The organism is Nocardioides sp. YJ-D4 (assembly GCF_054031495.1).
This window is the reverse complement of record NZ_CM132932.1, coordinates 1,595,796-1,617,419: the sequence shown is the minus strand read 5'-3', so window position 1 is coordinate 1,617,419 and position 21,624 is coordinate 1,595,796. Positions and strand designations below refer to the sequence as shown.

Genomic DNA, 21,624 nt, shown 5'->3' with positions numbered 1-21,624 from the left:
GCTTGACATGACCGTAAAATCGATAACATCCACGTCATGAGCACCAGCAAACCCCGCACGAAGACCAAGGCCGGCAAGGATGCCGATCCGGCACGACCCGGTGTCCGTCGCGGCTTGGTCGAGCAGGAGATCTACGATCACGCCACCCGCTTGTTCGCGGAACGTGGCTTCGCTGGGACCAGCTTCCAGGACATCGCCGACGCCGTCGGGCTGACTCGGCCGGCGCTCTACCATTACGTGAGCAGCAAGGACGAGCTCCTGGCGAAGCTGGTCGCTGAGATCACTCAGGACTCCGCGGCTGGCATCCAGGCGATAGCTGACCGCGACGACATCGATGCCGCCCGCAAGGTGCACGAGATCGTCGCCATGAGTGTGCGCCGCCAGGCGGAGAGCGCATCGCGGTTCCAGCTCCTGATCCGGTCCGAGGCCGACCTCCCTGAGGGCATCGCCACCACGCATATGGCCGGTCGTCGCGCCGTGCTGAAGGCGATGGCCGGGGTCATCGAGGACGGGGTTGCGCAGGGCGTGTTTCGGCCTGTCGACCCGCGGGTGGCCGCGCTCGGCCTGCTGGGTATGAACAACTGGGTCGCCTGGTGGTATCACCCCGACGAGCGCAACGACCTCGACTTGATCTGCGAGCAACTGGCCGACATGGCAGTGGCGTCGCTCGTCAACCCTGACGGCAGCGCCACCACTCGCGCGGAGCCGCGTGACGTCCTGCGACTGATCCGCCGCGATCTCGACCACCTCGAGGACCTGCTCGGCGGCTGAGCAGTCAGGTCTCACCACCTCTCGTCGGGCCCCCGCGACAACGCGGGGGCCCCGACGCGTTTTCGCGACCGACCAGAACGAGCGGCGACGAGCAGCTTCTGATTTACGCATGCGTCAACCTATTGACGTTACTGTCGAAGCGTTCTAGCGTCTGTGACTACGGACACAACGAAACGAGGATGCTCATGGCTTACGTCATCGGTGTCGACGTCGGCGGAACCTTCACGGACGCCGTGCTCGACGACGACACAGGGAACATCGTCGCGGCGAAGGCGCCGTCGACGCCGCCCGACTACTCCCAAGGCGTCATGGACGTGTTGGGGGTGCTGGCCGAGCAGCTCGGCATGCCGGTGGAGCAGATGCTGGCCGACACGCACCACATCGCCCACGGCACCACGTCGTCGCTGAACGCGCTGGTGACGGGCAACGTGCCTCCAGTCGGCTTCCTGACAACTGCAGGGCACCGCGACTCGATCTTCATCATGAACGTCGAGGGCCGCTACCTCGGCGGATCACCCGACCAGCTCCAGAACGTGTTGGGGCAGAGCAAGGACCACGGCCTTCTGCCCAAGCGGCACGCACTGGAGGTCATCGAGCGCATCGACCGCGACGGAGCGGTCATCGTTCCGTTGGACGAGGAGTCGGTGCGTACCTCCGTCCGCAAGCTCCTGGATGCCGACGTCAAGGCGATCGCCGTCTCCCTTCTGTGGTCCTTCAAGAATCCGGCCCACGAGCAGCGGATCCGCGAGATCGTCCACGAGATCGACCCGGACATGTTCGTCTCCCTCTCCTCTGAGGTGAGCCCCCGGATCCGGGAGTTCGCCCGCAGCTCCACCACAGTGATGAGCGCCCAGATCGGCCCGGGCCTGCGCGACTACCTCGGCTCGCTCGAGGGTCGGCTCCGCGAGCACGGCCTCGTCGGCCCGCTCCTCGTCATGCAGAGCAATGGTGGCGCCATCGCCGCCGCGGAAGCACCCGCGACGGCCATCAGCACGGTGGGCTCGGTGCTCACCGGTGGTGTGGTCGGTGCTGTCTCGCTCGGCGAGCAGCTGGGACACCGCAACATCATCTCCACCGACGTCGGTGGAACCACCTTCCTCGTCGGTCTGGTCGTCGACGGTGAACCGGTGCGGACCAGCAGCACGATCATCAACCACCATCCGATCAACGTGCCGACCCTCGAGGTCCACGCCATCGGGTCCGGTGGAGGCGCCATCGCCTGGCTCGACAAGGGCGGCAACCTGCAGGTCGGTCCGCGCAGCGCGCAGTCGGTGCCCGGACCCGCGTGCTACGACTCCGGTGGCACCGAGCCCACCAACACCGACGCCAACCTCGTGCTGGGGATCCTCCCGGAGGCCGGCCTGCTGGGCGGGCGAAAGGCGCTCAACGTCGAGGCAGCGCGTGAAGCCATCCGCGTGAAGATCGCCGAGCCACTGGGCCTCAGCATCGAGGACGCCGCTGCCGCGATCTATGCGATCCAGAACGCACAGACCGGCGACCTGCTGCGCAAGACAGTGGTCGAGACCGGCCATGATCCGCGCGACTTCGTTCTCTACGCCTTCGGTGGTGCAGGTCCCGCGTACTGCGGCTTCTACGCTGCCGAGGTCGGTGTCAAGGAGTGCATCGTGCCGCTCGGCCCCGTGGCCTCCGCGTTCTCCGCCTACGGCCTCGCCTCCTCCGACATCGTGCTTGCTTCCGAGCTCTCCGACCCGGGGCAGATGCCGCTCGACCCGGCCCGCGCGATGGAGAACTTCACCTCGCTGGAGCACCAGGTCAAGGCCGCACTGGAACGGCAAGGCCTCGACTTCGAGCGGATCGAGCTGGTCCGGTCCCTCGACCTGCGCTACACCGCGCAGCTCGCCGAGGTCGCCGTCGAGGTTCCGGCCGGCGCGCTGGACGCGGCGGCGATGACCCAGGTGATGGCCGACTTCGAGCAGCGCTACGCCGAACTCTTCGGCGAAGGCACCGGCTTCAGCGCTGCCGGCGTCCAAGCGATCACCTTCCGCGTCCGCGGCACCGGCGTCCTGCCGTTCTCACCTGCCCTGCCGAAGGTGGACTCCGCAGCCGAACCCGACCCGTCCGTCGCGCTCCACGCGACCCGCAAGGTCTGCCTCGACCCGCGCGTGGGGTACGTCGACACCCCGGTCTACGACTACCGCGAGCTGCGTGCGGGCCACCGGATCGTCGGGCCGGCGATCATCGAGGTCCCCACGACCACCGTCGTCGTACCGCCGGAGATGACCGGCACGGTCGACCACCTCGGCAACCTGACCATCATCACCAGGAACTAAGAGGAACTGACATGACGATGCAGATTCCCGGCTCGGAGCACTTCTCCAGCCGTCCCACGGACCACGACGAGATCGCGGCAGGCCTGCCGGACTCCTTGAAGGTCCATTCCGTCAGCCAGGCTCAGATCGATGACCTGGACCCCCTGACGTACGAGGTCGTCCGGCACCGCCTTTGGTCAGTGACCGAGGAGATGGGCGAAGCGCTCAAGCGCATGTCCGGGTCGCCGATCGTCACCGATGCCAACGACTTCGACTTCGCCATCTGCGACGAGCTCGGCCAGGAGGTTCAGGTAGGGCTCTACAACACGATGCTCGCCGGTGCGGTCGACCTGGCGATCTACTGGACGCTGCGCAACCGATCGCACAACCCCGGCATCCGCGAGGGCGACATGTTCCTCTGCAACGACCCCTGGGTCGGCGGCGGACTCCACCAGAACGACGTGATCGTCTTCCAGCCCGTCTTCCACGACGGCAAGCTCTTCGCCTGGACCAGCGCCATCTGCCACGAACCCGACCTCGGTGGTGTCGGGCTCGGCTCCTTCAGCCCTGCGGCGCAGGACGTGTTCTCCGAGGCCCTGCCGACACCACCGATCAAGGTGGTCAAGGACTTCGACCTGCAGGACGACGTCGTCGACGTGTGGATCCGCCGTTCGAGGGTGCCGATGCTGGTCAACCTCGACCTGCGCGCCAAGGTCGGCTCGAACACGGTCGGCCGCAAGCGGCTCGAGGAGGTCATCGCCCAGTACGGCGCGGACACCGTCAAGGCCGTCATGAAGCGGATGATGGCTGACGCCGAGGGCCGGATGCGCACCAAGCTCAGCGACCTGCCCGACGGCACCTGGGAGGCCACCGGCTACCAGGACCAGTCCCACGAGGGTGACCGCGGTGTGCACAAGATCACCGTGGCCATGACAAAGCGGGACGACCACCTGACCTTCGACTTCACCGGGACCGACCCGCAGGCAGGCATGATCAACTGCACCTACGCAGGCATGCGTGGCGGAGTGATGCTCGCCCTCCTCCCGATCCTCGCCAACGACATCCCTTGGTCTGCAGGCGGACTGATGCGCTGCTTCGACCTGGTGTCGGAGGAAGGAACGATCAACAACGCCACCTATCCCGCCGCCGTCAGCCGCGGCCCGATCGGACCAGCGTGGTTGACCGGCACCCTGGTTGCCCAGTGCCTGTCTCAGATGCTCGACCGCTCCGCCGACATCGGCAAGAGCGTCCAGGCCGCCTGCTGTGGCACGTGGGACACTGCCGTCGTCGCGGGTCTCGACGAACGCGGTGACGTACCGATGCCGTTCCTCAACGTGATGATGGAACCGATGGCCGGTGGATTCGGTGCCCGCCCCGAGATGGACGGCATGGACACCGGCGGGCTGTTCTGCATCCCGATGGGCCGCATCCCCGACGTCGAGATGACCGAGTTCCTCTACCCACTGCTCACCCTGTGGCGACGCGAGGAACCCGACTCCGGTGGCCCGGGGCGCCAGCGCGGGGGAGTGAGCGCCTCGCTGGCTGTCACCCTCCACGGGTCCTCACAGCCGGCGGGTCTCGTGCTCGCCTCGGCGGGCAAGGCGGTATCGCAGAACAACGGCCTCGCGGGCGGCTATCCGGGCAACACCGGTCTCGATGCCGTCGCCCGCCAGGTCGACATCGGACAGATTCTCGCCGAGGGCCGCATCCCCCAGTCCTTGGATGACTTCGGCGGCGATGTCGAGATCGGGAACTGCTATGCGCAGTCCTACCTCGCGCCGGGCGAGGTGCTCTACATGAACTGGCAGGGCGGCGGTGGATACGGCGATCCTCTGCTGCGCGACCCGCACGCTGTCCTCCACGACGTCGTCGAGGACAAGGTCAGCCCCGCCGCCGCCACCACCGTCTACGGCGTCGTTCTCGCCAATGGCGAGGTCGACCAAGCGGCAACCACGACCCGGCGAGCGGAGCTGCGTGACGAGCGACGGCAGCGATCGAGGACAGAGCCCCGCGACCGCGGGACGCTCGACACGACCCGAGCGCGTCGCATCGACGACAACCTCGTCATCGCCGGCGACACGGTCGGCTGTGCACACTGCGGTCTCGGCCTGGCCGACGTCACCCGCGACGTGTCGCTCGGCCTTGCGATCTACGACGGGCCATCGACCGACGCCGGGCCCCAGGTCACCTCCGACCCAGGGCACTACGTGGACGATCAGATCGTCTTCCGCCAGCTCTGCTGCCCCGGATGCTGGACCGCGATCACCTCGACGATCGTTCCGGCAGACCACATCGACCAGACCGACGATGTCTCCCGCCTTGGAGTCGGTCTCGTCGCAACACAGTAGGTTCACCGGCGTCGCGACCGTGCCCGCGTGCGGTCGCGACGCAGCTCGTGGGAAGACGACACCGACCGATACTTGTCCCATGCGTGCAAGGCTGGGGGTGTGGCCAACCGACTTGCCTCTGCGACCTCGCCGTACCTGCTCCAGCATGCTCAAAACCCGGTCGACTGGTGGGAGTGGGGGGCAGAGGCGTTGGAGGAGGCGCGGCGGCGGGACGTACCTGTCCTGCTCTCGGTTGGGTACGCCGCCTGCCACTGGTGCCACGTGATGGCGCACGAGTCGTTCGAGGACGCCACGACGGCCGCGTACATGAACGAGCACTTCGTCAACATCAAGGTCGACAGGGAGGAGCGGCCGGATGTGGACGCCGTCTACATGGCGGCGACGACGGCGATGACCGGGTCGGGCGGGTGGCCGATGACGGTGGTGCTCGACCACGACGGCAACCCGTTCTTCGCCGGCACCTACTTCCCGGACATGCCGAGGCACGGACAGCCGGCGTTCACGCAGGTGCTGCAGGCGCTCTCGGAGGCGTGGACGCAGCGGCGCTCGGAGATCGGGGCGGTGGCGGAGAACGTACGTCAGCACCTGGCCAACATCTCCGGGGCGGCTGGGTCCGCGGGCAGCTGGCAGGTCGACGTCGATGCCGCGGTCGAGACGCTGGCCGGGGAGTTCGACCCGATGGCGGGAGGGTTCGGGGGTGCTCCGAAGTTCCCGCCGTCGATGGTGCTGGAGTTCCTGCGGCGAGCGGCCGGTGCGCCCGGGGCGGACTCGCGGGTCTCGCACATGCTCTCGCGGACCGTGGCCGCGATGGCCGGTGGCGGGATCTACGACCAAATCGGGGGTGGGTTCGCCCGCTATGCCGTCGACCGCGGCTGGGTCGTTCCGCACTTCGAGAAGATGCTCTACGACAACGCCCAGCTGATCGGCCTCTACGCCCGCCTCGGCACCGAGCTCGGCGACCGGGTCGCGCGGGAGAGCGCCGACTGGATGATCCGCGAGCTCGGCACCGCCGAGGGCGGGTTCGCCTCCGCGCTCGACGCCGACAGCGAGGGGGTCGAGGGGAAGTTCTACGTCTGGACGCCGGGCGAGCTCGTCGACGTCCTCGGTGCCGACGACGGAGCCTGGGCAGCCGAGGTCTTCGAGGTGACCGAGGCAGGCACCTTCGAGGAAGGAGCCTCAACCCTGCAGCTGCGGCACCGGCCTGAGGACACCGAGCGGCTCGAGGCGGTCAAGGCGCGTCTGCTGGCGGCGCGCGCGGAGCGGGTACGCCCGGCACGCGACGACAAGGTCGTCGCGGCCTGGAACGGGCTGGCGATCAGCGGTCTGGTCGACGCCGGACTGCTGCTGGGGGAGCGGCGCTACGTGGACGCCGCGGTCTCGGCGGGCGAGCTGCTGTGGCGAACGCACTGTGTTGGTCTCGACACGCCTCCGCCTAGCGGCTCCGGCGGCTCGACCAGCGAATCGTCGGTCCGCCTGCTCCGCGTCAGCCGAGACGGCGTGGCCGGGGCCCACGCGGGGGTGCTGGAGGACTACGGCTGCGTCGCGGCCGGCTTCCTGGCGCTGACCCAGGCGACCAGCGACAGCACCTGGCTCGACCGGGCGACGGCACTGCTCGACACCGCACTGACCCACTTCCGCGCGGAGGACCGCGGCTTCTACGACACCGCCGACGACGCGGAGGCGCTGGTCACCCGGCCCCGGGACCCCTCCGACAACGCCAGCCCCAGCGGCACCAGCGCGATGGTCCACGCGCTCGTCACCGCCCACGCGCTCACCGGAGAGGGCCGCTACCGTACGGCCGCCGAGGAGGCGCTCGCGGCCACGAGCAACCTGATGGCCAAGGCGCCCCGGTTCGCGGGCTGGTCGCTGGCGGCCGCGGCGACGATGGCTGACGGTCCGCTCGAGATCGCGGTCGTCGGACCGCCGGGACCCGACCGCGACGCTCTCGAGACCGCGGCCCGGCGCAAGCCGGGTGCGGTGGTGGTCGTCGCCGACGAGGCGCGCGAGGACATCCCGCTGCTGAGCAGCCGCACTCCCGTGGACGGGAGGGCGGCGGCGTACGTCTGTCGGGGGTTCGTCTGCGAGCGCCCGGTCACCACCGTGGAGGAACTGGCGAAGACCCATACCTGATCCCGGGCAACTATGTGGTGATCCCCTATGTCGGTGCGCGCGTAGAAGTGTAACTTCGGTCACATGACGGTCGATGTGGTCGCGTTCCTGGAGCTGCTGGCCGGGGATGCCGCGGAGGCCGACTTCGAGGGACCGTCGCAGGCCGCGCGAGCGGCGGGGGCGAGCGCCGCGGAGCAGGAGCGGATCGACTACGCCAAGAGGCTCGCGCTGCAGGTCAGGGCGACTCTGGAGGCGCGCCGCCGGCGCGAGGGCGAGCTGGGGGCGCTGTTCGAGTCGGCCAACGACCTGGCGATGCTGACCAACCTGGAGGCGGTGCTGCAGGCGATCGTGACCCGGGCGAGGCAGCTGCTCAACAGCGACGTCGCCTATCTGACCCTCAACGACGAGCGTCGTGGCGAGTACATGCGCGTGACCGAGGGCATCCTGACCGCGGCCTTCCGCTCGACCCGGATCCCCTACGGCATCGGGCTCGGCGGCCTCGTCGCCCAGACCATGAAGCCCTACTCGACAGCCGACTACATCCCCGACGAGCGGTTCCGGCACGCCCCCGACATCGATGGCGCGGTCAGCGGCGAGGGCATCCGCGCGATCATCGGCGTACCGCTCCTGCTGGGCACCCAGGTCATCGGCGTCCTCTTCGCCGCCAACCGCACCGTACGTCCCTTCGGTGCCGAGGCGAGCGCACTGCTCGTCTCCCTGGCGGCCCACGCGGCGATCGCGGTGGACAAGGCCCGGCTGCTGGAGGAGACCCGCGCGGCGGTCGCCGAGCTCGAGGTCACCACCCGCAAGCTGCAGGCACGCAACGAGGCGGTCGAGCGCGCCGCGGACGCCCACGACCGGCTCACCCGGATCGTCGTCGAGGGCGGCGGCGTCGACGACGTCGTACGCAGCGTCGCCGAGGTCCTCGGCGCCCGGGTGGTGGTGCTGGACCTGAGCGGCGAGACCATCGCCAGCAGTGCCCCCGACCAGCCCGTCTCCGACTACGAGGCCGCCGTGACCCGGCGCAGCCTCGACCTGAGCCGTACCGCCGGCAGCGGCGACATCTACGCCACCCCGGTGCTCGCCGGGGCCGAGCAGCTCGGCTCGATGCTCCTCGGCCCGCGCGAGGTCGACCGCGAGGACGGGGACCTGGACGACGGCGACCAGCGGATCCTGGAGCGGGCGGCGCTGGTCACCGCGCTGTTGCTGCTCTTCCGGCGCAGCGTCGCCGAGGCCGAGGGACGCGTACGCGGCGAGCTCCTCGACGAGCTCCTCTCCGGCACCACCCCGGACCCGGACACGCTGCGCGAGCGGGGCCGGCTGCTGCAAGCGGACCTGTCCCGGGACTATGCCGTCGTGGTGGCGAACGTCCCCGGCGACCGGGCCCGGGTCGGCCAGGCGGCGACGTTCGTCGCCGCCACCCACGACGGGTTCGCGGCGGTGCGGCAGGGGCAGGTCGTGCTGATCTTCCCCGACTGCGACGCCCGCGCCGCCGGCGAGCTGGTGGTCGAGGGACTGCGGCTATCCGCCGGCGCCCCGGTGACGGTCGGCGCTGCCGGCCCGGTGCCGGGGCCGCTGAGCAGTCCCGACGCGGTGGTGAAGGGCTACGACGAGGCTCGCCGCTGTCTGGCGGCCGCGATGACGCTGGGGCGTGAGGGCCAGGTGGTCACCGCCGAGGACCTCGGCTTCGTGGGGCTGCTGCTCGGCTCCGACGGCCTCCCGGCGTCGTACGTCACCTCGCGGCTGGGGCCGGTGATCGACTACGACGCCGCGAAGGGGTCGAAGCTGGTAGAGACCCTGCGGGCCTACTTCGCCGCCGACCGCAACCTCACCCGCACCGCCGGCGCGCTGCATGTGCACGTCAACACGGTCACACAGCGTCTGGAGCGGGTCACCCGGCTGCTGGGCAAGGGCTGGCAGGAGCCGGAGCGCCAACTCGAGGTGCAGCTGGCGCTCCGGCTCCATCAGCTGGTCGCCTAGAGCGAGCTCAGGAACGACGACGGGTCAGCCAGAGGTGGCGGGCGGTGCCCCAGATCCCGCGACGGAAGAGCAGCACCACGGTGACGAACACGGCGCCGGTGACGATCCCGATCCCGTCGAATCCGGACGAGGCCAGGTAGTCGGCGAGCATCACGATCAGCCCGGCGCCGATGACGCCGCCCCACAGGGTGCCGATCCCGCCGAGCACGGTCATCAGCACGACCTCGCCGGAGGTAGCCCAGTGCAGCTCGGGCAGCGCCACGAAGCCGTGCGAGACGGCGAAGACGCCGCCGGCGAGCCCCGAGAGCCCGGCCGAGAGCACGAAGACGATCAGCTTGTAGCGCTCGACGTCGTAGCCGAGTGCCCTGGCCCGAGGTGCGTTGTCACGGATCGCGACCAGCACCCGCCCGAAGGGGGAGTGGACGATCCGCCAGGCGGCCCACATCCCGAGCAGGATGATCGGCAGCGCGGCGTAGTAGAAGAAGAACGAGTCGGTCTCGACGGCCTCGATCCCGAAGAACGATCGCGGCACGCCCTGGAGCCCGTTCTCGCCGCCGGTGAGCGATGAGGCCTGGTTGGCGATGAAGAAGAGCATCTGCGCGAAGGCGAGGGTGACCATCGCGAAGTAGATCCCCGACCGCTTCACCGACAGGTAGCCGATCGGCACCGCCAGGAGCATCGCGAAGAGCGCCCCGCCCAGAACTGCCACCGGAAAAGGCACGCCGAGGTGGATCGCGATCAGTCCGGTGGCATAGGCGGACCCGCCCCAGAACGCGGCGTGGCCGAACGAGAGCAGCCCGCAGTAGCCCAGCAGCAGGTCGAGGGCCACCGCGAAGAGCGCCCACGCGGCGATGTCCATCGCCACCGGCGGGTAGACGAACCACGGCAGCGCCAGCGCCACCACCAGTCCCACGGCCAGCAGGACCAGTCGCTGCCATGGGCGTGCGCCCGCTATCGCCGCATGCTGCTCGGTGACGCTGGCACCGGCTGTCGCGATGGACGTCATGCCGTCGCCTCCTCTCGGCCGAAGAGCCCGGCCGGCCGGGCCAGGACCACCACAGCCATCAGCACGAAGATGAGAACCTGCGAGAACGTCGGTGCGTACGCCTGCCCGAAGGCCTCCACGAGCCCGACCAGGAACCCGCCGACGACGGCGCCCACGATCGAGCCGAGCCCGCCGATCACCACGACCGCGAACAGGATGATGATGAAGTCGCTGCCCATCTCGGCGGTGATCGCCCGGAACGGCGCCGCCAGCACCCCGGCCAGCCCGGCGAGCGCGACCCCGAAGCCGAACACCGGCGTCACCCAGCGCCCGACGTTGATGCCGAGCGCACCGGCGAGCTCGGGTCGCTCGGTCGCGGCGCGGACGATCATGCCCACCCGCGTACGCGTCATCAGCAGCCAGACGCCGAGGCAGACGAGCAGCGCGACACCGATCACGAAGAGCTGGTAGACCGGCAGCCCGACGCCACCCACCTGCACCCGCCCGGTCAGCGCCTCGGGGCGCTCGTAGGGCAACCCCGAGACCCCGTAGCGGCGCTTGACGAGGTCGACCAGCAGCAGGGTCAGCCCGAAGGTGAGCAGCAGGTTGTAGAGCGGGTCGAGCGGCAGCAGCCACTGCACCAGCAGCCGCTCGACCAGCATCCCGAAGACCAGCATCAGCAGCGGCACCACGATCAGCGCCAGCCACAGGCTCATCCCGACGGTGTCCAGGAGCACCGCGGCGGCGACCGCTCCCAGCATGTAGAAGGCGCCGTGGGCGAAGTTGACCACGCCCAGCACCCCGAAGATGACGGCCAGGCCGAGCGCGGCCAGCGCGTAGAAGCTGCCGGCCGCGAGCCCTTGGACGGTGTACTGCAGAACCGCGTTCATACCAATCCCTCTAGACCTCGCGCCTACATCGAGCAGCCGGACTCAGCTGCCGGGCGGAACGCCTCCTCGGCCGGGATCGTCTTGATGATCTCCTCGTAGTCCCAGTCCTCCTTGACGTCGTCCGGTCCCTTGACCCGGGCCAGGTAGGCGTCGTGGATGACCCGGTGGTCCTCGGCGCGGATCTCACCGTTGCGCAGGAACATGTCCTCGACCTTCTTGCCCTCGAGCTCCTCGACGATCTTGTCGGCGTCGTCGGTGCCGGCCGCCTGGACCGCCTCGAGGTACTGCGTCGCCGCCGAGTAGTTGCCCGCGTGGGCGTACGTCGGCCGGTCGCCGGTCTCCTCCATGAAGCGGTCGGCCCACTCGCGGGACTTCTCGTCGAGGTTCCAGTACCAGGCGTCGGTGAAGATCGTGCCCTCGAACGCCTCGACGCCGAGCGAGTGGATGTCGGAGATGAACATCAGCCCGACGGCCAGGTCGATGCCCTGGTCCTTGAGCCCGGACTCGTTGTACTGCTTGACCAGGTTGATCAGGTCGCCGCCGGCGTGCATGGTGCCGATGACCTGCGGTTTCGCGGCTCCCGCCTTGGTGATGTACGTCGCGAAGTTGTCGTTCGGGAACGGCGTCGCGATCGTGCCCGCGACCGTGCCGCCGCCCGCCTCGATGGCGCCGGTGAACGACTTCACCATGTCCTGGCCGAAGGCGTAGTCGGGGTAGATCAGCTGCCAGTTCTTGTCGCCTTCCTCGGTGACGACGGTGCCGGTGCCGTTGGCCAGCATCCAGGTGTCGTAGGCGTAGTGGAAGGTGTACTTGTTGCACTGTGCGCCGGTCAGCTCGGTCGTGCCGGCGCCGATGTTCATGTAGAGCTTCTTCTTGTTCTTCGCCTGCGTCGCGACGGCCAGCGCCGCCGACGAGGTCGGCACGTCGAGGATGACGTCGGCGCCCTCGCGGTCGTAGAGCTCCTGGGCCTTGGTGTTGGCGATGTCCGGCTCGTTCTGGTGATCGGCCGAGGTCACCTCGATGTCGTCGACGACGGCCTCGTCGCCGTACTTCTCCTGGTAGTCGTCGATCGCCATCTGGATCGCGATCTTCGAGTTGGGGCCGGAGACGTCCTTGTAGACACCGGAGGCGTCGTTGAGCAGGGCGAGGACCACCTTGTCGTCGGTGAAGTCACCTCCGGCAGCAGCCGGCCCGCCGGCACCGCAGCCTGCGGTGATCAGGACACCTGCCATCAATATCGAGGCGCCCGCAGCTGTGCGTCGCTTGTTCATCGTGTCTCTCCTCGTGGGGTAGGGCTGTGCTCGATCTCTGCGGACGTACGTCAGATCCCGAGGTGTTCGAGTAGCTCGTCCTGACGTTCGACGAACTCGTCGTTGTCGAGGCTCTCGACCAGGCGGCCCTGGGCGAGCAGGTAGTGGCGGTCGGCGACGGTGGCGGCGAAACGTACGTTCTGCTCGATCAGGAGCACGCCGATCCCGGACTGCTTCGCGGTCCGCACGATGTCGCCGATCTGGGCGACGATGACGGGGGCGAGCCCCTCGGAGGGCTCGTCGAGCAGCAGCAGGCGGGCGCCGGTGCGGAGCACCCGGGCGACGGCGAGCATCTGCTGCTCACCGCCCGAGAGCGTCGTCCCGCCCGCTCGCCGACGGCTGCCGAGAGCCGGGAAGGCGTCGTAGACCTGCTCCAGCGTCCACGCCGACTCGGAGACCTTCGGCGGCAGCAGGAGGTTCTCCTCCACGCTCAGGTTGGCGAAGATGCCGCGGTCGTCCTGCACCCAGCCGAGCCCGGCGCGGGCCCGCTTGTGCGCGGGCAGCGAGGTGATCTCGCGGCCGTCGAGCCGGATCGATCCGGTCAGGTGCTTGTGGAGGCCCATCAGGCAGCGGACGAGCGTGGTCTTGCCGGCCCCGTTGCGGCCGACGAGGGTGACGACCTCGCCCTCGGCCACGCTCAGGGTGGCCTCGCGCAGGGCCTGCGCCTCGCCGTACCAGGCGCTCAGGTTCTCTATCTCAAGCACGGTGAGCCTCTCCGAGGTAGGCGGTGATGACCCGCGGATCCGCACGGACCTCGTCGTAGGGGCCTTCGGCGAGCACCGAGCCCTGCTGCAGGACGGTGACCCGGTCGGCGAGGTGGGCGACGACGTGCATGTTGTGGTCGACGAAGACGACCGTGCGGCCCTCGGCGATGCGCCGGACGAGCTCGATGGTGCGGTCCACGTCCTCGATGCCCATCCCCGCCGTCGGCTCGTCGAGGAGCAGCAGCCGGGGCTCGACGGCGAGGACGAGAGCGAGCTCGAGCGCCCGCTTCTGTCCGTACGCCATCAGCCCGGTCGGCTTGTCGGCCAGCTCGGTCAAACCGACCTCGGCCAGCAGCCGGTCGACCTCGTCGCGGCGGCGTCCGAGCAGCTTCTCCGAGCGCCAGAACCTCAGCCCCTGGCTGGTCAGTCCCTGGAGCGCGATCTCGACGTGCTCGCGCGGGGTGAGGTTCTCGAAGAGGCTGGTGATCTGGAAGGAGCGGGCCACCCCGTGGCGGGTGATCCGCTCCGGCGCCATCCCGGTGACATCGTCACCGAAGACCGTGATCCTTCCGCCGGTGGGCTTGAGGAACCCGGTCAGCAGGTTGAAGAGCGTCGTCTTGCCGGCGCCGTTGGGGCCGACGAGCGCGTGTACGGTGCCCTCGGCGACCTCCAGGTCGACGGAGCTGACCGCGCGGAAGCCGCGGAAGTCCTTGGTGAGACCCTCGGTCCGTAGTGCGCACCTCGGGGTCGGTGTGGTGCTCGTCACAGGGGCGACGCTAGGGAAGCGGTGAGACGTACGCCATAGGGGTTCGGGACACACTGAGCCTCGTCATTGTGTGGCTCGCCCCCATGCCGGCTCTCCAGTGCCCGGCTCAAGTCTGGCCACATCTTGCGCACAGGAGTTGTGTGCGGCGGCCACATGGCGCAGGTCACACCGCGTCGCGATCCTTGAGCAATGGCCCCCACCCACGTACGCAGATTCCTGACCGTCGGCTCCGCGCTCGCCCTCGCCGCCGCGGCCCTGGTCGTCGGCCAGGTGCCCGCGAGCGCCGCGCCGTCGACGGGCACCGCCGACTGCTCGTCGCTGGTCGGGCTGAAGATCCCCGCCCACCGCATCGGCCTGCCGACCACCGGTGCTGAGGTCACCGCGACGACGTCGATGTCGGCCTCCGGGACCCGGCCGACCGCGCTCCCGGCCTACTGCCGCGCCGACATCGCGATCCACCCGGTCGACCCTGCCGCCCCGGACATCCGGATGGGCCTGGCCCTGCCCCAGGGGTGGAACGGGAAGACGATGATGTTCGGCGGTGGCGGCTACAACGGCACCATCCCCAATCTCGCCCAGAACGTGCCCTTCGGGCCGGTCGACCAGCGCACCCCGCTCGGCCGCGGCTATGCCACGTACGCCAGCGACTCCGGCCATCAGGCCGACACCAGCCGCCACCCGATCGCCAGCCTGGACGGCTGGTTCGGCCAGAACGACGAAGCCGTGCGCAACTTCTCCGGTGACGCGCTCGAGAAGGTGCACGACACCGCCACGTACGTGATCTCGAAGGCCTTCGGTCGGGCGCCCGGCACGGCCTACTTCGCCGGCGGCTCGACCGGTGGCCGGGAGGCCCTGGCGGTCGCGCAGCGCTGGCCGCGCGACTTCGACGGGGTGATCTCCGCGTACCCGGCCTGGAACGCCGCCACCCTCGACCTCTTCTTCGGCCGGATCACCCACGAGTTCGGCAAGCCCGGCGCGTTCCCGTCGAAGGCGCAGCAGGACCTCGTCGCACAGCGGGTCCTGGCCGCCTGCGACGGCGGCGACGGGCTCACAGACGGGGTGATCTCCGACGAGGCCGGCTGCGACTTCGACCCGGAGACGCTGTTGTGCGGCGAGGGCGAGACGCCGGGGGACACCTGCCTCTCGCGTGAGCAGGTGGATGCGGTGGTAGCGGCCGACAGCAGCTGGCGGCTGCCCTACCGCGTGGCGAGCGGGGAGTGGGGCTATCCCGGGTTCCCGCTCCTGTCCGGAGCACGCATGTCGACGCCGGTCCTCGGCTTCGGCACCGCCGCGCCGGCCGACCCGATGCCGGTGACCGCCGGCTACGGCATGCAGTTCTGGAACCAGTGGGCCAAGTACTTCGTGGCTCGCGACCCGCAGATCAGCCCGTTCGCGATCGACCCGGCCGACCCGGGGGAGTGGCAGGGCCGGATCAGCGAGCTGACCGCGCTCCAGGACGTCAACGACGCCGACCTGCGCCCGTTCGCCCGCTCCGGCGGCAGGCTGATCCTGGTCCACGGTGCCGCCGACGAGCTGGTGAGCCACCGCTCCACGATCGACTACTACCAGCGCGTCCAGCGGGTGATGGGCAAGCGAGCGACCGAGGGATTCTCCCGGTTCTATCTGGTGCCCGGCGCCAACCACGCCAACTTCGCCCCGGTCGCCTTCTCCGCCTCGTACGACTCGCTCACGGCCCTGGAGAAGTGGGCCGAACGGGGCGTCGCTCCCGGGCAGAACCAGGTGGTCGCCGACGGCAACGCCGGAGCCGCCCGAACCCGACCGTTGTGCGAATGGCCGGCCTGGCCCGCGTACGTCGGAGGACCCGCCTCGGAGGCGAGCAGCTTCCGGTGCGAGATGTGACGGATTACACCCCCGACCTTTCCCGTCCATCAGCCGAGATGGTTTCCTATCCCTCATGTCTGTTTGGCGCACCAAATCCATCGAGCAATCCCTTGCCGATGCCGAGACCCCGGAGTTCAAGCTCAAAAGGCGACTCACTTCGGTTGACCTGACCGTCTTCGGGATCGGCGTCATCATCGGAGCGGGAATCTTCACGCTGACCGGTAGAGCCGCGGCTGAGTACGCCGGCCCGGGTGTGGTCTTCTCCTTCGTCATCGCCGCGATCTGCTGCGGCCTGGCGGCGCTGTGCTACGCCGAGTTCGCCTCGACGGTGCCGGTGTCGGGGTCGGCGTACACGTTCTCCTACGCCACCCTCGGCGAGATGCTCGCCTGGATCATCGGCTGGGACCTGATCCTGGAGATGGTGCTCGGTGCGTCCGTGGTCGCGCAGGGCTGGAGCAGCTACCTGGTGACGTTCCTCGAGGAGATCGGCCTCGGCTGGCCCAAGGGCTACGGGCCCGACGCCAGCGCCGACTGGGGTCAGCCCAACCTGGCCGCCCTGCTGCTCGTGATCGTCCTGGTGGGCCTGATCGCGATCGGGATCAAGGAGTCGCTGCGGGTCAACCTCGTGCTGGTCGCGGTCAAGCTGTTCATCGTCCTGTTCGTCATCGTCGCCGGCATGTTCTACATCACCGGCTCCAACTACGACCCGTTCATCCCCGACCGTGCCGGTTCCGTCAGCGGTGAGGGCATCCACCAGCCGCTGATCCAGTGGGCCTTCGGCCTCGAGCCGCAGACCTTCGGTGTCCTCGGCATCATCTCGGCCGCCTCGGTCGTCTTCTTCGCCTACATCGGCTTCGACGTGGTCGCCACGACCGCGGAGGAGGCCAACAACCCCCAGCGCGACCTGCCCCGCGGCATCATCGGCTCGCTGGTGATCTGCACGATCCTCTACGTCGCCGTCGCCCTGGTGATCACCGGCATGGTGAAGTACGACCAGATCGACACCGAGGCCGCGCTCGCCACCGCGTTCCGAGATGTCGGCCGCGGCGGGTTCGCGACCCTGATCTCGGCCGGCGCCGTCGCCGGTCTGACCACCGTCGTGATGACGCTGATGATCGGCGCCATCCGGGTCATCTTCGCGATGAGCCGCGACGGTCTGTTCCCGGTGAGGTTCGCCCACGTCAACCCGAAGACCGGCACCCCGGTCCGGATCACCCTCACCGTCGGCGCCTTCGTCGCGATCGTGGCCACCTTCACCCCGATCGGCAAGCTCGAGGAGATGGTCAACATCGGCACCCTGACCGCGTTCGCGCTGGTCTCGATCGCCGTGCCGATCCTGCGCAAGCGTCGCCCGGACCTGCCGCGCTCCTTCAAGGTGCCGTTCAACCCGGTGCTGCCGATCGTGGCCGCGCTGATCTGCATCTACCTGACCCTCAACCTGAGCGTCGAGACCTGGCTGCGGTTCCTGGTCTGGATGGCGATCGGATTCGCCATCTACTTCCTCTACGGCTACCGCAACTCGCGGGTCGGTAAGGGCGGCGACGACAACGTCGTCGAGCCGCTGCACATGTGAGGATCTCGTAGACGAGAAGGGGCGCGTGGCCGGACCGGCCGCGCGCCCCTTTCCTCGTCTGGACGTCACCTGACGGCATCGACCAGGCGGTCGCCGAGGTCGGAGCGGAGATAGAGGACCGATCGGCCGTGGCGGGCCGAGGTCAGCAGCCCTGCCGCGCGCATCGCCCGCAGATGCTGGTTGACGGCTGTGGGGGTCACCCCGAGGCGTACGGCCAGCTCGGTCGACGAGGCCGGAGCCGCCAGCAGGGTGAGGAGCCCGGAGCGGGTCTCGCCGATGAGGTCGCGCAGCGCCCGCGGCGCCTGTGGCCGGTCACTGGTCCACAGCGTGCCGAGCCCGCGTGCCGGGTAGAACATGACCGGCGGCTCCTCGGGCGAGATCGGCGTCGACGGGTTGCGGGAGAACAGGGTGGGCACCAGGGTGAGCCCGACCCCCGCGGTCGTACGCCGATAGTCGACCTTCGACGTGGTGAGCCGGATCGCGAGGACGTCGTCGGCGAGGGTGACTCGCGGCGAGATGCCGGCGAACATCGACGCCATGCCGGAGTGGACGATCGTCCGGCCGCGATGCACGATGTCGGCCTCCAGCACCGCTCGCATCCGCTGCCAGTGCGGTTCGAAGCAGGCGTCCCAGTAGCCGCGCAGCGCGGTGAGGACGCGGCGCAGCAGCACCTGCGGAGGCCCGTTCAGGACCGGCGGTGGGCCGCCCTCGAAGTGCACTGCGGCCAGGTCGGCACGTACGCGCTGCGGCGAGGTCGCCGCGATCACCTCGAGCTCGTCCTCGAGCCGGGCGAGCGGGGTGCGCGGGCGCGGGTTGAGAAGTCCGGTGTCCAGAGTCGGTCGTTGGTCAGCGCCAGCAGGGTCCCGCGATCCAGGTCGGCGGTGCCGACACCGCGGAGCCAGGGCAGGTGGAGCGGGAACCTGCCGGGGTCGCGCAGCGCCCGGAGCGAGAGGGTGAGCTCGTTGAGCGGCGAGATGGCGAACCGGACCTCGCTCAGGTCGGGACCGGCCAGCTCGTACCTGATCATGAAGCAATACGCTACATCGTTAGCGCGCGCAGGCGTGGGGTGCGACAACTGGACCCGTGATCCGCCTCCCCAGCGACCCGGTCGAGCGCCCGCTCGTCGGCGCCATCGCCGCCCTCTCCCTCGCCCGTGGCATGTTCTTCGCGGTCAGCGCGCTCTACTTCACCCGCACGGTCGGCCTCTCGGCGGTGACCGTCGGCATCGGCCTGACCGTCGCCGGAGCCGTCGGCGTCGTGGCGACGTACGCAGGTGGACGGCTCAGCGACCGGTGGGGCGCCGACCGGGTGCAGCTGTGCGCGATGGCGAGCTACGGCATCGCCCTGCTCGCCTACGCCCTGGCGCGGGACGTGGTCGCGTTCGTGCTGGTCGCGACCTGGGTCTCGGCCTCGCGAGGCTTCCAGTCGAGCGCGCAGTCGACGCTGATCGCGCGCTGGTTCGACGGCCCCGACCGGGTCGCCGTACGCGCCCGGCTGCGCGTGGTCATGAACGTGATGATCGGAGCGGGGACCCTGCTCGCCGCGCTGGCGCTGGCGGTCGACACCGGGACCGCCTATCGCACCACGATGGTGGTCGTCGGGTTGCTCACCACGCTCGCGGCCGTGCCGCTCATCGGGCTCAGGCGCCGGGTCGCGGGGCTGGCCGAGACGATGGACGCCGGCTCCGGTCCGACGGTGGTCGCAGGCCCCTCACCGCTGCGCGACCGCACCTATGTGACCGCGACCGTGCTCAGCGGAGTGATGGCGATCCACTTCGGGGTGACCTCGATCGGGGTGCCGCTGTGGGTGGCCGACCACACCGACGCGCCGACGGTCCTGGTCTCGCTCCTCCTGGTGGTGAACACCGTCTACGTCGCGCTCTTCCAGGTGCGGGCCTCGCGCGGCACGCACGACATCGCCACGGCGGGTCGAGCCGTGCGCGGCGCCGGGTTCCTGCTGCTCGCCGCCTGCCTGCTCTTCGCGGGGGCGGGCTATGCGGGCCCTGTGTTCGCCACGTGCCTGCTGCTGCTCGCCGCGCTGGCCGCCTCGGCAGCCGAGACGCGCGGCGAGGCGGGCAGCTGGGGGCTGGCCTTCGAGCTCGCCGACCAGCAGCGGGCCGGTGCCTACCAGGGCGTGAGCCAGATGGGCTACGCGCTGGCGCACATGCTCGCGCCTCTGGTGGTGACCGCCACCGCGATCGACCACGGCACCGGTGGCTGGATGGTGCTGGGCGCGCTCTTCGCCGTCACCGGCATCCTCACCGCGGTGCTGGCCCGGCACGCGGCCACGGCACGTGACCGGGCTCAGGCTCAGCGCAGCGAGTACGTCGCCAGCGAGACGCCGGTGTAGTGCACGATGAACGCGAGGATCGTGAAGGTGTGGAAGACCTCGTGGAAGCCGAACCACTGCGGCCACGGGTTGGGCCGCTTGAAGCCGTAGATGACGCCGCCGGCGGTGTAGAGCGCGCCGCCGACACAGATCAGCGTGAAGGTGGCGATCCCGATGCCGACACCGAGCGCGACCGCGCCGGAGAAGAACGAGGGGATGAAGAAGATCGCCGCCCAGCCGAGCGCGATGTAGTTCGGGACGTACAGCCAGCGCGGGGCCTCGGGCCAGAACACCCGGAAGAAGACGCCCAGGATGGCACCGGTCCAGACCACCGAGAGCAGCACGACCTGGGTGACGCCGTCGAGGAGCAGCAGCGAGAAGGGGGTGTAGGAGCCCGCGATCATCAGCATGATGTTCGCGTGGTCCCAGCGCTTCAGGATGGTGTGGGAGCGTGGGCTCCACTTACCCATCGCGTTGCCGCGGTGGTAGACCGCGGAGACGGTGAAGAGCAGCAGCGCGGCCATCGTGAACACCGCCGCGCCGAGCCGCGGCGCACCCGCGGGGGCCAGGACGATCAGCACGATCCCGGCCGCCAGCGTGAGCGGGGCGCTGGCCAGGTGGATCCAGCCGCGCAGCTTTGGCAGGGCCTCGTGAACGGTCGAGGAGACCGAGTCGGTGATCGTTCCGACCTTGAGGCGCATCGCGTCCGTCATCTCGCTCATAAGTGCCAAGGCTATCGGTCCACCCTGAAGATCGGGTGAACCCCGTCCCGCTGGGAGATGTGGGCGCGGCGCCGATACCCTTCTGCACGTGGCAGACTGGAAGGAAGGCGTACGTCGGGTTCTCTACCCAGCCTACGAGGCGCGGATGCTCCGCAAGCTCGATGCCTCCAAGCTGCCCAAGCACGTCGGGGTGATGCTCGATGGCAACCGTCGCTGGGCCAAGGAGGTCGGCCAGTCGACCGCCCACGGCCACCGGGCCGGCGCGGCCAACATCGAGCCGCTGCTCACCTGGTGCGACGAGATCGGCATCGAGGTGGTCACCCTGTGGCTGCTCTCCACCGACAACCTCAACCGCCCCGCCGACGAGCTGGCACCGCTCCTCGAGATCATCGCCGACGCGGTCGACTCTCTGGCAGACGTACGCCGCTGGCGGTTGCACCCGGTCGGCGCGCTCGACCTCCTGCCCGACTGGCTGTCCCAGCGCCTCAAGGCCGCCGAGGAGGCGACCCGGGACGTCGACGGGATGCTGGTCAACGTCGCCGTCGGCTACGGCGGCCGCCGCGAGATCGCCGACGCCGTACGTGCCCTGCTCAACGAGCACGCCATCCGCGGCACGTCGCTGGAGGAGCTCGCCCAGATCATCGACGTCGAGCACATCGCCGACCACCTCTACACCAAGGGCCAGCCCGATCCCGACCTGGTGATCCGTACGTCCGGGGAGCAGCGCCTGGGCGGATTTCTGCTCTGGCAGAGCGCGAAGTCGGAGTTCTACTTCTGCGAGGCCTACTGGCCCGACTTCCGGCGCACCGACTTCCTGCGGGCCCTGCGCGCCTACGCCCACCGCGAGCGTCGCCTCGGAAGGTGACCACTGGCCGGAACATTCGGTCGTGTCACCAGGAGTTCACAAAGAAAAATCGTTCGTGTTGCCACAGACCGTTGGTCCGGCGTCGTAGCGTTGTATCCAACGGCGGGGAACAAATTCCCGTCGCACCTGGAGGCCCGTTACGTGAGTAGTCACGAACCGAA

At 69.4% G+C, this 21,624-nt stretch carries 17 protein-coding genes; 9 read left to right on the top strand and 8 right to left on the bottom strand.

Annotation, left to right across the window (positions count from 1 at the left end; genetic code table 11):
* Nucleotides 1-36: 36 nt before the first annotated feature.
* The 5 genes from ACW14X_RS07885 to ACW14X_RS07865 all read left to right on the top strand — a co-directional run bounded on the left by ACW14X_RS07885 (nucleotide 37) and on the right by ACW14X_RS07865 (nucleotide 9,478).
* Nucleotides 37-771 carry a TetR/AcrR family transcriptional regulator gene (locus ACW14X_RS07885; RefSeq protein ID WP_457165222.1) on the top strand — a complete coding sequence of 245 codons (735 nt, stop codon included), beginning with the start codon at nucleotides 37-39 and terminating at the stop codon, nucleotides 769-771.
* A 185-nt stretch (nucleotides 772-956) separates the two neighbouring features.
* Nucleotides 957-3,062: a hydantoinase/oxoprolinase family protein gene (locus ACW14X_RS07880; protein WP_350838294.1), complete on the top strand. Its 2,106-nt coding sequence runs from the start codon at nucleotides 957-959 to the stop codon at nucleotides 3,060-3,062.
* A gap of 11 nt (nucleotides 3,063-3,073) precedes the next feature.
* Nucleotides 3,074-5,389 carry a hydantoinase B/oxoprolinase family protein gene (locus tag ACW14X_RS07875; protein WP_457165221.1) on the top strand — a complete coding sequence of 772 codons (2,316 nt, stop codon included), beginning with the start codon at nucleotides 3,074-3,076 and terminating at the stop codon, nucleotides 5,387-5,389.
* Nucleotides 5,390-5,488: 99 nt separating this feature from the next.
* A complete protein-coding gene (locus tag ACW14X_RS07870; protein WP_160024915.1) occupies nucleotides 5,489-7,519 on the top strand; it encodes a thioredoxin domain-containing protein in 2,031 nt (676 codons plus the stop codon).
* Between the two features lie 63 nt (nucleotides 7,520-7,582).
* Complete coding sequence (locus ACW14X_RS07865) at nucleotides 7,583-9,478, top strand: helix-turn-helix domain-containing protein (protein WP_457165220.1); 1,896 nt, start codon at nucleotides 7,583-7,585, stop codon at nucleotides 9,476-9,478.
* 7 nt (nucleotides 9,479-9,485) lie between these two features.
* Here the strand turns inward: ACW14X_RS07865 and ACW14X_RS07860 are convergent, their stop codons facing one another.
* Genes ACW14X_RS07860 through ACW14X_RS07840 form a run of 5 tightly spaced genes read right to left on the bottom strand, consistent with a single transcriptional unit; the run spans nucleotide 9,486 to nucleotide 14,133 of the window.
* Nucleotides 9,486-10,484: a branched-chain amino acid ABC transporter permease gene (locus ACW14X_RS07860; RefSeq protein ID WP_350714606.1), complete on the bottom strand. Its 999-nt coding sequence runs from the start codon at nucleotides 10,482-10,484 to the stop codon at nucleotides 9,486-9,488.
* Nucleotides 10,481-11,353 carry a branched-chain amino acid ABC transporter permease gene (locus ACW14X_RS07855; RefSeq protein ID WP_350714608.1) on the bottom strand — a complete coding sequence of 291 codons (873 nt, stop codon included), beginning with the start codon at nucleotides 11,351-11,353 and terminating at the stop codon, nucleotides 10,481-10,483. Before ACW14X_RS07855 ends, ACW14X_RS07860 begins: the two co-directional genes overlap by 4 nt.
* A gap of 23 nt (nucleotides 11,354-11,376) precedes the next feature.
* Nucleotides 11,377-12,624: an ABC transporter substrate-binding protein gene (locus ACW14X_RS07850; RefSeq protein ID WP_457165219.1), complete on the bottom strand. Its 1,248-nt coding sequence runs from the start codon at nucleotides 12,622-12,624 to the stop codon at nucleotides 11,377-11,379.
* Nucleotides 12,625-12,674: 50 nt separating this feature from the next.
* Nucleotides 12,675-13,367 carry an ABC transporter ATP-binding protein gene (locus ACW14X_RS07845; RefSeq protein WP_160024910.1) on the bottom strand — a complete coding sequence of 231 codons (693 nt, stop codon included), beginning with the start codon at nucleotides 13,365-13,367 and terminating at the stop codon, nucleotides 12,675-12,677.
* Nucleotides 13,360-14,133: an ABC transporter ATP-binding protein gene (locus ACW14X_RS07840; protein WP_160024909.1), complete on the bottom strand. Its 774-nt coding sequence runs from the start codon at nucleotides 14,131-14,133 to the stop codon at nucleotides 13,360-13,362. The genes ACW14X_RS07845 and ACW14X_RS07840 overlap by 8 nt, the downstream gene beginning before the upstream one ends.
* A gap of 189 nt (nucleotides 14,134-14,322) precedes the next feature.
* On the opposite strand from ACW14X_RS07840, the gene ACW14X_RS07835 reads away from it, so the two are divergent.
* Together ACW14X_RS07835 and ACW14X_RS07830 are read left to right on the top strand one after the other, a co-directional pair.
* Nucleotides 14,323-15,993 (top strand): tannase/feruloyl esterase family alpha/beta hydrolase, encoded by a 1,671-nt coding sequence (locus ACW14X_RS07835; protein ID WP_457165218.1) that lies wholly within the window; start codon nucleotides 14,323-14,325, stop codon nucleotides 15,991-15,993.
* Nucleotides 15,994-16,048: 55 nt separating this feature from the next.
* Complete coding sequence (locus ACW14X_RS07830; protein WP_160024907.1) at nucleotides 16,049-17,548, top strand: amino acid permease; 1,500 nt, start codon at nucleotides 16,049-16,051, stop codon at nucleotides 17,546-17,548.
* A 65-nt stretch (nucleotides 17,549-17,613) separates the two neighbouring features.
* Here the strand turns inward: ACW14X_RS07830 and ACW14X_RS07825 are convergent, their stop codons facing one another.
* Nucleotides 17,614-18,315, bottom strand: a complete 702-nt coding sequence (locus ACW14X_RS07825) for a DUF5937 family protein (RefSeq protein ID WP_457165217.1) — start codon at nucleotides 18,313-18,315, stop codon at nucleotides 17,614-17,616.
* On the bottom strand, nucleotides 18,312-18,575 hold the full coding sequence (locus ACW14X_RS07820) for a hypothetical protein (RefSeq protein WP_457165216.1): 264 nt from the start codon (nucleotides 18,573-18,575) through the stop codon (nucleotides 18,312-18,314). The genes ACW14X_RS07825 and ACW14X_RS07820 overlap by 4 nt, the downstream gene beginning before the upstream one ends.
* A 56-nt stretch (nucleotides 18,576-18,631) precedes the next feature.
* Between ACW14X_RS07820 and ACW14X_RS07815 the strand changes: the two genes are divergently transcribed.
* Nucleotides 18,632-19,897, top strand: coding sequence for an MFS transporter (locus ACW14X_RS07815; protein ID WP_457165215.1), 1,266 nt, complete (start codon nucleotides 18,632-18,634; stop codon nucleotides 19,895-19,897).
* Here the strand turns inward: ACW14X_RS07815 and trhA are convergent.
* Complete coding sequence (gene trhA, locus ACW14X_RS07810; protein ID WP_350714621.1) at nucleotides 19,858-20,598, bottom strand: PAQR family membrane homeostasis protein TrhA; 741 nt, start codon at nucleotides 20,596-20,598, stop codon at nucleotides 19,858-19,860. The two genes, ACW14X_RS07815 and trhA, sit on opposite strands and share 40 nt — an antisense overlap.
* Nucleotides 20,599-20,686: 88 nt before the next feature.
* Here trhA and ACW14X_RS07805 point away from each other — a divergent pair, with 88 nt between their 5' ends.
* Nucleotides 20,687-21,463, top strand: coding sequence for an isoprenyl transferase (locus ACW14X_RS07805; RefSeq protein WP_160024904.1), 777 nt, complete (start codon nucleotides 20,687-20,689; stop codon nucleotides 21,461-21,463).
* Nucleotides 21,464-21,624: the final 161 nt, after the last annotated feature.